The following is a 12,315-nucleotide window of genomic DNA, read 5'->3' as shown; positions in this document are numbered from 1 at the left end:
GGTCGAAGGTGTCTGTCCGTCACCGGTCGGAGGCGTCGGACTTGTCGACCCCGTCCCAGACGTTCGAGTACCAGGGGCGGTCGGCCGTCCCGGTGTCGGCGCGCGACTGCTTGGCCGCGTCCGGGTCGACCACGATGAACCCGGTCTCCCCGGGCATCACATAGTGCAGCCGCTCCCGGATCTGCTGCTTGGCAAACGCGTCGTCCTGCCAGCGCGCCTTGAGGTCGCGCAGCTGCTCGACCCGCTGCTGGGCCTGCTGCTTCTGCTGCCGGACATCGGCGATCTCGGCGCGCTGGGAGACGTACTGCCTTATCGGATAGGCGAGGGCCACCACCAGCGAGCACAGGACGAGGGCCAGCAGCGCCGCGCGGCCGGTCAGCCGGGAGCGGCGGGCCTGGCGCTTGGTCTGCGAGCGGTAGACACGGGCGGCCGTCTGCTCGCCGAGCAGCCGGATCCTGGTCGCGGTGGAGAAACGGTCCCGGTCCTTGACGGCCATGACCCACCTCCCCTTCATACGTGCGTACGTCCCCGCACACGGTACGGGACCGAGTACGAGGACGTACGTACGACTGGCTAGGCCTTTTCCGAAGCTCAGCCCTTGAAGCGGGGGAACGCGCTGCGGCCGGCGTACACCGCGGCGTCGTCGAGGATCTCCTCGATGCGCAGCAGCTGGTTGTACTTGGCGACGCGCTCGGAGCGGGCCGGGGCGCCGGTCTTGATCTGACCGCAGTTGGTGGCGACGGCCAGGTCGGCGATGGTGACGTCCTCGGTCTCGCCGGAGCGGTGGGACATCATGCACTTGAAGCCGCTGCGCTGGGCCAGCTCGACGGCGTCCAGGGTCTCGGTGAGCGAGCCGATCTGGTTCACCTTGACGAGCAGGGCGTTGGCGGCGCCGTCGTCGATGCCGCGGGCCAGGCGCTCCGGGTTGGTGACGAACAGGTCGTCGCCGACGATCTGCACCTTGTCGCCGAGCTTGTCGGTGAGAACCTTCCAGCCGGCCCAGTCGTCCTCGAACAGCGGGTCCTCGACGGAGACGAGCGGGTAGGCCGCGACGAGCTCCTCGTAGTACTCCGTCATCTCGGCGGCGGAGCGCTCCTTGCCCTCGAAGAGGTACTTGCCGTCCTTGTAGAACTCGGAGGCGGCGACGTCGAGCGCGAGGGCGATCTGCTCGCCGGGGGCGTAACCGGCTTCCTTGATGGCCTCGAGGATGAGGTCGAGGGCCTCGCGGTTGGAGCCGAGGTTCGGGGCGAAGCCGCCCTCGTCGCCGAGACCGGTGGCCAGGCCCTTGCTCTTCAGGACCTTCTTGAGGGTGTGGTAGACCTCGGTGCCCCAGCGCAGCGCCTCGGAGAAGGACTCCGCGCCGATCGGGGCGATCATGAACTCCTGGATGTCCACGTTGGAGTCGGCGTGCGAGCCGCCGTTCAGGATGTTCATCATCGGCACCGGCAGCAGGTGCGCGTTCGGGCCGCCCAGGTAGCGGAAGAGCGGGAGGTCGCTGGCCTCGGAGGCGGCGTGGGCGACGGCGAGGGAGACGCCGAGGATGGCGTTGGCGCCGAGCGAGCCCTTGTTGTCGGTGGCGTCCAGGTCGAACATCGCCTGGTCGATCAGGCGCTGCTCGGTGGCGTCGTAGCCGACCAGCTCCGGGCCGATCTGCTCGATGACCGCGAGGACGGCCTTCTCCACACCCTTGCCCTGGTAGCGGTTCGGGTCGCCGTCGCGGAGCTCGATGGCCTCGAAGGCACCGGTGGACGCACCGGACGGAACGGCGGCACGACCCGTGCTGCCGTCGTCGAGGCCGACCTCGACCTCGACGGTGGGGTTGCCTCGCGAGTCGAGGATTTCCCGGGCTACGACGACGTCGATGGACGGCACGAGCATCTCCTTCTTGGGATGTGACGCGGGTACACCGGGCCGGGCCCGGCGGGCGCAGCGCCGTGGCGGCTCTGCGAGATGAGCCTAACCGGCTCCGGGCGATCGGCCACCGGGTCACCCACCCGTTGGACAGAACCGAGAGTAAATTGTTTCTGAACGGAACAAAAAGTTGCGCGCAAGGCGACACAAAAAAGCCCCGCCCCGGTGCGTACGGGGGAAGACGCACCGGAGCGGGGAGCCCGTGGGGGACGGGGGTGACCCTCACGAGGCCTCCACTATGAAAGCCACGGATATGAGGGCTCTGTGGTTCAACCGTGTTCCTGCTGCGAACCTCGGATCACTTCAGGTGCAGCTGCTGACCCGGGTAGATGAGGTCGGCGTCCTTGACGATGTCCTTGTTCAGCTGGAACAGCTTGTCCCAGCCACCCTTGACGTCGTGCTCCTCGGCGATCGTGCTGAGGGTGTCGCCCTTGACGACCTTGTACTCGCCGTCGCCCTTCTTGACCTTCTCGCCGGTCGGCGTGGTGACGGTCTTCTTGGCGGCGGGGCGCTCGGTCGAACGGGAGGCGCTCTGCTCCTCGGTCGAACGGGTGCTGGTGCTGCTGTCGCTCGAAGAGCTGGAGCTGCTGGAGCTGCTGGAACCGCTGTCGGAGCCGGAGCCGCCGGTGTACGCGGTGCCCGACAGGCCGGTGCCGCAGTTCGGCCAGGCGCCCTTGCCCTGGGCCGCGAGGACCTTCTCGGCTATCTCGATCTGCTGGGCCTTGGAGGCCTGGTCGGCGGAGCCCGCGTACTGAGTGCCGCCGTACGCGGCCCACGTGGAGGCGGAGAACTGAAGGCCGCCGTAGTAGCCGTTGCCGGTGTTGATGGACCAGTTGCCGCCGGCCTCGCACTGGGCGACGGTGTCCCACTCGGAGGCGGTGGCGGCGGAGGCGTTGCCGGCCGCCATCAGCGGGGCGGCGACAGCGGCGCCGGTGACACCGGCGATGGCGATGGCGCGAGTGGCCTTGGACGGGCGACGGTGCTTGCCCTTGCCGGAAAACAGCATGGTTGATCCCCTCACCGACGCCTGCGAGGTGAGCTGTCGGGTTCGGGCCGGTTGAGTTGCCCGGCCATGTCTCGTACGAGGCTTTCGTCCCGTACGGGGCACGGCTTCACCCCAAGCCGCACACGGTCAACTGACCGGCACGGCGCTTACCTTGGGTCCCCCGCTCCTGCCTACGGCGCTGTCAAGCGACGACTGTTCCCGTGCGGCCACTGGCAGGATTCGGCGTTGCGGCAGCCGGGGCTCGTGTTGGCGAGCGGTGATGACCGTAGACACGCGATCCGCCGAATTTCAAAGACGATCAGGGCTTCTGAGACTCATCCCACACTTTCACCAAACCGGACATTCAGCCCGAAGCGGGGCCCAACTACCGCTGGTTTTCGCCCGTTTCGGCACCGAGTTCGAGGGTCTGACCGGGGATGATGAGGTTCGGGTCGGCGCCGACGGTTCCCTTGTTCTCGGCGTAGAGCTCACGCCATCCGCCGTTCACGTCAAGGGAGTCGGCGATGGCGCAGAGAGTGTCGCCGGTGCGGACGGTGTAGGAGTCGTCCGCGGTGGCGCGTGCGTCGCCGTCGCTGCGGGAGGCGTGGCGGCCGGAGGAGTCGGTACGGTCGCCTGCCGCACCCTCGTCCGCGCTGTCGCCGCGATGCTTGCCGGTGCCGGTGTCCGCGAGATACGAAGAGCCGACGTTCTGGCCTGACTTGTCCGAATCGTCTTCCTGGCTGGAACCTGTGGACGGACTGTCGGATTCCTGCGAGGGGCTTGCGTCGGATTCGGGGGATGTGTCGGACTTGGCGGAGTTGTCCGTGTCGCCCGACGGCCCATCGGCCGAGGAGGACGGAGAGGAAGGGGAGGACGGCGACGGGGAAGCCGAGGGGGACGACTCGGAAGTTGAGGGCGACGAGGATGATTCGGGCGAGTCGGACAGGCCCGAGGAGCCGGAGGAAGTGTCGGACGAGGTGGACTCGTCGGCCGACGCCTCGCCCGCCAGACCCGTGTCGACACCCGCCGAACGGGAGTCCTCACCGAGGCCGTAGAGCAGACCGCAGGTGGGCCACGCGCCGGCGCCCTGGTCCGCGAGCACCTTCTCCGCGACGGCTATCTGCTGGGAGCGGCTGGCCTGGTCGGCGCTCGGGGCGTAGTCGAGGCCGCCGTACTCCTCCCAGTCCTCCTGCGCCAACTGGAGGCCGCCGTAGAACCCGTTGCCGTTGTTGGCGCTCCAGGCGCCTCCGCTTTCACACTCCGCGACCTTGTCCCAGGTGCTGCCGTCGGCCGCGCTCGCGCCACTCGCACCGAGGAGCGGGATGGCGATGGCGGAGCCGGTCACTCCGGCCGCGACGAGGAGGGCCGGAGCCTGACGGGGGCGACGGTGACGACCGTTCCCGGAGAGCATGCGGGGGCCTTTCGCGAGACAGCAGTGACCGGCGCGGCGGGTGAGACACAGCGTCGCGCTGATCCGTGAACGTATAGGCAGCACATCACTTGTCACAAGTTAATGCCGCGTAGATCACGTGAAGATCACAGAATTGAAGGCGTGTCACCTTTGCGCAGGTGAGGCGTGTTGGCCAGATGGCGTGAACTCGACCGGCAGGGTGCGCAGTCCGCGCATGATGAGTCCGCCGCGCCATCTCAAATCGGTGGAATCCACCGCGAGTCGGAGGTCCGGGAGGCGGGTGAGGAGGGTGGCCAGGGCGGTCTGGCCCTCCAGACGGGCGAGCGGGGCGCCGAGGCAGTAGTGGATGCCGTGGCCGTATCCGAGGTGCTGGTTGTCGCGGCGGCCGAGGTCGAGGACGTCGGGGTCGGCGAACCGCTCCGGGTCCCGGTCGGCGGCGGCGAGGACGACGAGGACGGGGTCGCCGGGTGCGATGTCCTGCCCGCCGACGGCGAGCGGCTCGGTGGCGAACCGCCAGGTGGCGAGTTCCACGGGGCCGTCGTAGCGCAGGAGTTCCTCGACGCCGGTTTCGAGGAGGGCCGTTTCGTGGGCAGCGAGGGACTTCTGGAGGCGGGCCCGCTGCTCGGGGTGGGTGAGGAGGGCGTAGGTGCCGTTGCCGATGAGATTCACGGTGGTCTCGAAGCCGGCGAACAGGAGGATGAAGGCCATGGCCGCGGCCTCGTTCTCGGTGAGGTGCTCGCCGTGGTCCGAGGCGCGGATGAGAGCGGAGATGAGGTCCTCGCCGGGCGTGGGTTCGGCGGGGAGGGCCTCGCGCTTGCGGTGGATGAGGTCGGCGAGATAGCTGCGCATCTTCTTCACGGACCTGGCGACCCCGCCCCGCGGCCCGCCGCCGTGCCGGATCATCATGCCCGCCCAGTCCCGGAAGTCGTCCTGGTCCTCTCGGGGGACGCCGAGCAGGTCGCAGATCGCGTAGATGGGGAGCGGGAACGCGAACTCGTGGATGAGGTCGGCGGATCCCTTCTCGGCGAACCGGTCGATGAGGTCGTCGGTGAGCTCCTGGACCCGGGACGCGAACTCGGCGACACGGCGGGGCGTGAACGCCTTGGAGACCAGTCTGCGGAGCCTGGTGTGGTCCGGCGGATCGATGTTGAGCAGATGCGTCATCAACTCGGCCTTGCGCTCACCGGGGATACCGGTCTTGCCCTTGGCGTGCGCCGGCTCGTCATGATGCGCCGGGTTCTTGGACAGCCGCGGGTCGGCGAGCGCCTGCTTGGCATCGACGTAACGGGTGACGAGCCATGCCTCCACACCACTGGGCAGCCGCGTCTTGTGCACGGGGGCGTGTTCGCGCAACCACGCGTAGGCGGGGTAGGGGTCACTCGCGAACTCCCACGTGAAGAGCTCGGGCGTGGGGGAAAGCGGCTGGGTGGGGTGAGGCTGGTCGGTCACTCCATGACGGTATCCGGCGTGCGGCGCGCCGGCGCGGGCGCTGCGGACTGCCGGGTGCGGGGCACGCTTCAGACGTCCGTCGGTGCCCCCTCCACCCCCCTGATCGCATCCCGATAAGCCCGCGCCGCCGCCCGCAACGCCGCTTCCGGGTCCACGCCGGCCAGTTCCGCGCGGACGGCCAGTGCCAGCAGTTCGTAGCCGATGCCCTCGGCCTGCGGGAGCGGTACGTCGAGGCCGGCTGTGCGGACGCGGGATGCCAGCTTTGCGGCGAGGGCGAGGGCGGGTTGGCCGAGGGGGACGCCGTCGGTGACCGACTGACGCTGCTTTTCGATGGCTTTGGTGCGCAGCCAGTGGGCCTTGACCTCCTCGGGGGTGGTGGCCGTCTCGTCGCCGAAGACGTGCGGGTGGCGGTGGATGAGCTTGGTGACGATGCCGGCCGCGACGTCGTCGATGGAGTACGGGGAGTCGGTGTCCTCCTCGGCGATACGGGCGTGGAAGACGACCTGGAGCAGGACGTCCCCCAACTCCTCGCGGAGTTCGTACGCGTCGCCGTCCTCGATCGCCTCGACGAGTTCGTACGCCTCCTCGATCCCGTACTTCGCCAGGCCCTTGTGGGTCTGCTGGGACGACCAGGGGCACTCGACGCGGATCCGGTCCATGACCTGGACGAGGTCGAGGAGGCGGGCGCCCGGAAGGTCGTACGAGGCGGGGAGCAGCTCAAGGTCGGGCATGTGGAAGCGGCCGGAACCGGCGAGGCGCGCGAGGCCGTCCGTCAGGGCCGGCTCGCCCTCGCCCGTGGCGACGACCACCACGGTCCGTCCGCCGGCGCAGACGTCGACCAGTTCCTCGGCGGTCGGGGACGTCTCCTCGACCGATATCCCGGCCTCGCGCAGATAGGGCAGCTGCGGGTGCGTGCCGTCCGCGCACAGCACCCGGTCGGCGGCGTGCAGCGCCTGCCAGGCCGGCCAGGACAGCAGGCCGGGGGCGACGCGGTGGCTGGTGGTGAGCAGGACGATGCGGCCGGAGGCCCGATCCGAGCTGGTTGCGTTCACTCTCCGAACGTAACGCACGCCACTGACCGCGCCCCGAGTTGTCCACAGGTACAGGGCGCTCCCCCGGCGATGTCACATGCGCGTGGCCGGCGGTGTCTTCATGTCGAACCGACCGACACACAGGGAGAACACCATGGCGCTACGCATTCCCAAGGCAGACCTTCCCGCGGAGCTGAAGGAGAGCATGATCAAGCAGTTCGGTGCCGTGCCCGAACCGTTCGAGGTGACGGCGCACAACATGAAGGTCGCTCAGGACTCCTCGGAGATCGGGGGCAAGGTGAACGCGTGGGACGGAGCCGACGAGGGCCTCAAGACGTTCGCGCACATGGCGGTCGCGGCCCAGGTCGGCTGTGGCTGGTGCCTTGACATCAACTACTTCCAGGCGCTGCACAAGAACCTGGATCTGACCAAGGCGAGCCAGGTGCCGCGCTGGCGCGAGTCGGAGGTGTTCACGCCGCTGGAGCGGGACGTCCTGGAGTACGCCGAGGCCATGACGAACACGCCGCCGACCGTCACCGACGAGCTGTATGCGGGCCTGCTCGACCGGCTCGGCCCGGCGGCGATGGTCGAGCTCACCGCGTCCATCGCCTTCGCCAACCTGTCGACCAGGAACAACTCGGCGCACGGCATCACGTCGCAGGGCTTCTCCGACGCGTGCGAGCTTCCGCTGGCCGTACGTTCCGAGGACTCCGGGGTGGCGTCGACCGTATGACCGAGGATCCCTACGTCGCCCACCGCAGCCTGCTGTTCACCGTCGCCTACGAGATGCTCGGGTCGGCGGCCGACGCGGAGGACGTGCTCCAGGAGTCCTGGCTGCGGTGGGCCGACGTCGACCGGGCGCAGGTACGTGACCCGCGCGCGTACCTCGTCCGGATCGTCACCCGGCAGGCGCTCAACCGCCTGCGCACGCTGTCCCGCAGCCGCGAGGAGTATGTCGGCGAGTGGCTGCCGGAACCCCTCCTGACCAGCCCCGATGTCGCCGAGGACGTCGAGCTCGCGGAGAGCGTATCGATCGCGATGCTGACCGTGCTGGAAACGCTGGGACCGACGGAGCGAGCGGTGTTCGTGCTCCGCGAGGTCTTCGACGTGCCGTACGGCGAGATCGCCGAGGCCGTCGGGAAGAGCGCCGCAGCGGTGCGGCAGATCGCCCGGCGGGCGCGTGAGCATGTGGCGGCCCGGCAGCCGCGGGTGCGGGTGAGCCGGTCGGAGCAGCAGGCCGTGGTGGGGCGGTTTCTGGCCGCGCTGCGCACCGGCCGGCTTCAGGAACTGATGGAGATCATGGCACCGGACGTCGTCATGATCACCGACGGCGGCGGGATCGTGGCCGCGTCGCGCGTGCCGATCCACGGTGCCGCGGTGATCGCCCAGCTGCTCGCCAGGGCGAACCGGGTGGTGGCCGACTTCGCGACGACACCGGTCTGGCTCAACGGCGCCCCCGCGGGCCGTCTCGACTTCGACGGCGAGCCCTCCACGGTGAGCCTCGCGGTGGCGGACGGCCGGATCACGCGCATCTACGTGGTGCGAAACCCGCGGAAGCTGACGCGGCTTGATCAACCGGCCGAACTCGCGAGGTGAGCCCGCTGCCGTGCCGTTACGCCGTGTCCTGCGTCCCCGTCGCCGTGACCTCCCGTACCCACGGGGTCTTCGTGTCGACGCGGCTGCTCTTCTCGACGTCCCAGGTGCCGTAGCGCGGGTTGAGGTCGACGTTCAGTTCGTCGGAGGCCTGGGACAGGGCCGTCCAGAAGGCGGGCTGGCTGGTGTCGGTGCCGAGTTTCTCGGCGAGTTTCTGGGCCTCCAGCTGGAGGCGCAGGTTCTCGTCGAGACGCTCCGGCGGGACGCCGTACTGCTGGAGCCAGGTCGTCTCCAGCGCCTCGGCGCCGCCGGCCTGCTCCTCCAGGGCGCCGCGCATCTCCTGGATCTCCTTGCGGGAGACGGTCACGCCCGCGTCCTGGGCGGCGCGGTGCAGCACCTGGTCGAGGACCATGCCGTGCAGGGTGTCGCGGGTGAGGCTGCCGGTCTTGGCGATGGCCTGCTCGTACTGGGCCTCGTCCGGTACGACCGCCCGCTGGGCCTCGCGTACCTCGCTCACCCTGTTCTCCAGCTGGGAGACGGTGATCCGCTGGCCGCCGACGACGGCTGCCGCGCCGGGGTGCGCATCGTTTCCGCAGGCGGTGAGGAGCGGGGCCGCGGCGACGATCGCGGCGGAGAGGAGGAGCGCGGTGCGACGGCGGCGGTGCAAGGAAGCCTCCCGGGATGGAGATTGTGCGGCGGTGCACAAAGTCTTGCGGTGATCGATGGTAGGCAGTGGCCAAGCTCTGGCCAACCCATTCGACCAACGATTCACCAGGACTTCGGGCACCGGCGCGCATATCGGGTGCGCCCGATCGCCGATGTCCGATCGCCGAAGTCAGCCCCGCACCTGCCCCAGCCACTGGAGTGTCCGGCGGATGTCCATCGCGAGCGGGTGGCCGGGGCCGTTGAGCCGCTCCACGTCGAGCACCAGCCGGGCGAGAGTGTCGTGGGCGGCGGGGCGGTCGCCGAGGGCGAGGAGGAGGTGGCCGATGCGGCGGCGCACGTCGTGGGAGAGCCGGGGGTCGCCGGCGACGTACTGGTTCTCGTAGTACGGCAGCAGTGTGCGGTACTCCCTGAGCGCCGCCGCCGGTTGGCCGAGCTGTTCGAGGCACTGGGCGGCGTCGTAGCGGAAGCGCAGGGACTGCGGGTCCGACTGGCCGGCCTCGCTGGCGCGTTCGTCGGCGAGGAGGCGCAGTTCGGGCAGCGCGCGCCGGTACTGGCCGTCGTCCATGAGCGTGGCGGCGTACTGCTTGCGCAGGGTGCGGACGACCGGGGAGTGCCCGCCGTGCTGTTCGGCGGCGACGGGCAGGATCGCGCCGAGGATGTCGACGGCCTGGGTGATGCGGCCCTCGTCGAGGAGGCGCTTGACCTCGTCCACGGCGCCGGCGACGTCCGGTTTCTCGGCGACGGGTGCGAGGGGGGCGGGCTGGGGCGCGGGCGTGCGGGCGCGGTCCGGCCAGGGGGCGTGCGGGCGCAGAAAGGGGCGGGTGGGGTCGAGGGGTGCACCGGTGGGCGTCCCGCGTGCGGGCAGGAGCAGCGCCAGGTGTTCGTAGACCTCCTGCGCGGAGGCGGGCCGGTGCTGCGGGTCCTTGGCGAGCAGGCGCAGCACGAGCGCTTCGAGGGCCTCCGGCACCTCGGGGCGCAGCCGGCGCACGGGCACCGGCGGCTCGTACAGGTGCCGGTGCAGCACGCCGAGCGCCGTGGAGCCCGAGAACGGGACGTCGCCGCTGAGGAGTTCGTGCAGCAGCACGCCCATCGCGTACAGGTCGGTGTACGGGCCGACCGCGCCGCCCATCGCCTGCTCCGGGGCCATGTAGGCGGGCGAGCCGATGGGTGAACCGGTGTGGGTGAGGCGGGTGGTGTCGGTCTCCATGACGGACGCGACGCCGAGGTCGAGGACGGTGACCGTGCCGTCCTGCTTCACCATCACGTTGCGCGGCTTGAGGTCGCGGTGGACGATCGGCACGGCGTGCACGGCGCTGAGCACGGCGCACAGTTGCGCGGCGACCGCGACGGTCCACTGCCATGGGTAGGGGTTGTGCTCGGCGAGATGCGCGGCGAGGTCGACTCCGTCGACGTACTGCATGACGAGGAACAGTTCGTCGCCCGCGCTGCCCGCGTCGTGCACCGTGACCAGGCCGGGGTGGTCGACCTGCGCGGTCACCCGGCATTCGCGCTCGAACCGGCGGCGCAGCTCGTCGGCCTGTTCGCCGGCCACCTTGTCGGGGCGCAGCAGCTTCACCGCCACGCGCCGGTCGAGCCGTTGGTCGTAGGCCGTCCAGACCTGGCCCATGCCGCCCTGCCCGATGAGGGTGGACAGTTCATAGCGGCCGGCGACGACACGTCCCGTCGCCACGGTCACCTTCCGCCCTCGTGGTTGCCCTCGTGCTTGCGCAGATAGTCACTGAGCTCGTCGAGTTCGGCGCGCACCTGGTCGATCCGGGCGGGCGCGGGGCGCTGCGGCGGGGCGGGTATCGGCGGCCGGTCGGTGGGGGTGGCCTGGGGCATCGGCGGCGGGTGGTGCGGGGCGGCCGGCGTCTGCGGTGCGGTGGTGGCGGTGTACGGCGCCGGCGGCCGGGGGTAGCCGTGCCCCGGTATCGGTGTCTGCCCGGCGGCGTACGCGCCGTGGCGGAGCTGGTGGTAGTGGCGTACGTCCGCCGCGATGTAGTAGGCGATCGCCCCCGTCAGCGAACCCAGCAGCAGCAGAAGGCCGAGCCAGCCGCCCACGGTGTGTATCTCGTCGCCGGGCTCGGAGCCGAGCAGCACGACCACGAGGATGTCGATGACGATCAGGGCCCCGAGCAGCAGCCAGTCGCGCTGCTTGCGCGTGACGATCGCCAGGCGCAGCAGCATCACCCAGGCGAGGAAGCCGAAGCTGATGATCGAGAGCGCCACGAACACCACACGCAGGAAGATCAGCCACAGCGTCGGGGGCGGCTGCTTCACCGGCTGCGTATAGCCGTGGCCATGCATGACTGCTCCTGGTGCCTGAAGTGGGCGTACGAGACCCTCCGGCATCGTCCCGCGCGGGCGCGACGTCGGTGGTGCGATTGTCGGTTCGAGCGTATAGGCCGACACGGACAAGCGGTCCCGGGTTGTACCGAACCGTTGTCGTCCTGACCACTCCGGACGACCTCGTGCCTACGGGCGCCCCGCACCGCCCCTCACACCATGTGCCGCATCCACACGTTGGGTTCGACGTACACGGCGTACCCCTGCTCCGGTTCACACCGCACGGGCACCAGTCCGCCCGGCACCTCGATGGCGCCGGCGGTGTCGAACGGCAGGCCCGTCCAGTCGCGCCACTGCTCCAGCGACCCGGCTACGGTCATGGACGCCGGGGCGACGGAGTCGATGACGGCGCCTGCGCGGGCGTGGACGCGCAGCCAGGGGTCGTGCGGGAGTCCGTCGGGGCGTACGCGGTGGGCGTACTCCTCGATGGGCGTGCGGGGTTCGAGGTGTTTGGCGCTGGGGCGGACCGGGGCGACGACCTCGGTGAAGCCGTGCGCGCGGGCGGACTCGCGCATCGCCGACAGCATGCGGCCGGACACTCCGCGCCCCTGGACGTGCGGGGCGACGGTGATCGAGATGGCGCTGACGGTGTCGGGGCGTACGCCGCGACGCAGATCGCCGAAGGCCCACACGAGCACCTCGTCCCAGCCGCGCGCCGGCAGCCGGCCGCGTCCCTCGGCGGCGAGCGCGAACGGCACGCTCTGGGCGTGCGCGACGATCTCCCCCGTCTCGTCCTCGGCGAACAGCACATACTCGGGGAGTTCGGCCGCGATGCGCGGATAGTGCGCGTCGCCCACCGCGTCGTTGACCACGAACTCCGGCCAGCTGTTCGCCATCCCGGCGACCCGCTCCCGCGCCTCGGGACGCTCGGCGAGGCTCGATACCTTCAGCTCCATACGGTCACCGTAGGCGTGCGGAACGAA

General features: G+C 70.1%; 12 protein-coding genes and 1 riboswitch. Of the genes, 2 read left to right on the top strand and 10 right to left on the bottom strand.

The window, feature by feature from the left end; genetic code table 11:
- Window positions 1-19: 19 nt before the first annotated feature.
- The 6 genes from ACIHFB_RS33940 to ACIHFB_RS33915 form a co-directional block, all read right to left on the bottom strand.
- Window positions 20-496, bottom strand: coding sequence for a septum formation initiator family protein (locus ACIHFB_RS33940; protein WP_365276524.1), 477 nt, complete (start codon window positions 494-496; stop codon window positions 20-22).
- 95 nt (window positions 497-591) lie between these two features.
- A complete protein-coding gene (gene eno, locus ACIHFB_RS33935) occupies window positions 592-1,878 on the bottom strand; it encodes a phosphopyruvate hydratase (RefSeq protein WP_210588242.1) in 1,287 nt (428 codons plus the stop codon).
- A gap of 331 nt (window positions 1,879-2,209) precedes the next feature.
- On the bottom strand, window positions 2,210-2,917 hold the full coding sequence (locus tag ACIHFB_RS33930) for a transglycosylase family protein (protein WP_365276522.1): 708 nt from the start codon (window positions 2,915-2,917) through the stop codon (window positions 2,210-2,212).
- 3 nt (window positions 2,918-2,920) lie between these two features.
- Window positions 2,921-3,105, bottom strand: a riboswitch (cyclic di-AMP (ydaO/yuaA leader).
- Window positions 3,106-3,281: 176 nt separating this feature from the next.
- On the bottom strand, window positions 3,282-4,307 hold the full coding sequence (locus ACIHFB_RS33925) for a transglycosylase family protein (RefSeq protein WP_400128928.1): 1,026 nt from the start codon (window positions 4,305-4,307) through the stop codon (window positions 3,282-3,284).
- A 144-nt stretch (window positions 4,308-4,451) separates the two neighbouring features.
- Window positions 4,452-5,756 (bottom strand): cytochrome P450, encoded by a 1,305-nt coding sequence (locus tag ACIHFB_RS33920; RefSeq protein ID WP_365276516.1) that lies wholly within the window; start codon window positions 5,754-5,756, stop codon window positions 4,452-4,454.
- Between the two features lie 68 nt (window positions 5,757-5,824).
- Window positions 5,825-6,808, bottom strand: a complete 984-nt coding sequence (locus ACIHFB_RS33915) for a nucleoside triphosphate pyrophosphohydrolase (RefSeq protein ID WP_400128927.1) — start codon at window positions 6,806-6,808, stop codon at window positions 5,825-5,827.
- A gap of 133 nt (window positions 6,809-6,941) precedes the next feature.
- Here ACIHFB_RS33915 and ACIHFB_RS33910 point away from each other — a divergent pair, with 133 nt between their 5' ends.
- Together ACIHFB_RS33910 and ACIHFB_RS33905 are read left to right on the top strand one after the other, a co-directional pair.
- The gene (locus ACIHFB_RS33910; protein WP_365276511.1) at window positions 6,942-7,520 is read left to right on the top strand and encodes a carboxymuconolactone decarboxylase family protein; all 579 of its coding nucleotides are present in this window, start codon (window positions 6,942-6,944) and stop codon (window positions 7,518-7,520) included.
- Window positions 7,517-8,383, top strand: a complete 867-nt coding sequence (locus ACIHFB_RS33905; RefSeq protein WP_365276508.1) for an RNA polymerase sigma-70 factor — start codon at window positions 7,517-7,519, stop codon at window positions 8,381-8,383. The genes ACIHFB_RS33910 and ACIHFB_RS33905 overlap by 4 nt, the downstream gene beginning before the upstream one ends.
- Before the next feature lie 16 nt (window positions 8,384-8,399).
- Here ACIHFB_RS33905 and ACIHFB_RS33900 read toward each other — a convergent pair whose 3' ends face one another.
- The 4 genes from ACIHFB_RS33900 to ACIHFB_RS33885 all read right to left on the bottom strand — a co-directional run bounded on the left by ACIHFB_RS33900 (window position 8,400) and on the right by ACIHFB_RS33885 (window position 12,288).
- Entirely contained in the window at window positions 8,400-9,047 is a 648-nt protein-coding gene (locus tag ACIHFB_RS33900) for a SurA N-terminal domain-containing protein (RefSeq protein ID WP_400128926.1), read from the bottom strand.
- Between the two features lie 168 nt (window positions 9,048-9,215).
- A complete protein-coding gene (locus tag ACIHFB_RS33895; protein ID WP_365276807.1) occupies window positions 9,216-10,700 on the bottom strand; it encodes a serine/threonine-protein kinase in 1,485 nt (494 codons plus the stop codon).
- A 38-nt stretch (window positions 10,701-10,738) separates the two neighbouring features.
- Window positions 10,739-11,353 carry a hypothetical protein gene (locus tag ACIHFB_RS33890; protein WP_365276502.1) on the bottom strand — a complete coding sequence of 205 codons (615 nt, stop codon included), beginning with the start codon at window positions 11,351-11,353 and terminating at the stop codon, window positions 10,739-10,741.
- Between the two features lie 191 nt (window positions 11,354-11,544).
- On the bottom strand, window positions 11,545-12,288 hold the full coding sequence (locus ACIHFB_RS33885; protein WP_365276499.1) for a GNAT family N-acetyltransferase: 744 nt from the start codon (window positions 12,286-12,288) through the stop codon (window positions 11,545-11,547).
- Between the last annotated feature and the right edge of the window lie 27 nt (window positions 12,289-12,315).

This window comes from Streptomyces sp. NPDC051963, assembly GCF_044593495.1.
Classification (GTDB): domain Bacteria; phylum Actinomycetota; class Actinomycetes; order Streptomycetales; family Streptomycetaceae; genus Streptomyces.
Note: the sequence above shows the minus strand (reverse complement) of the source record. Positions and strands in the feature narration are given on the sequence as shown.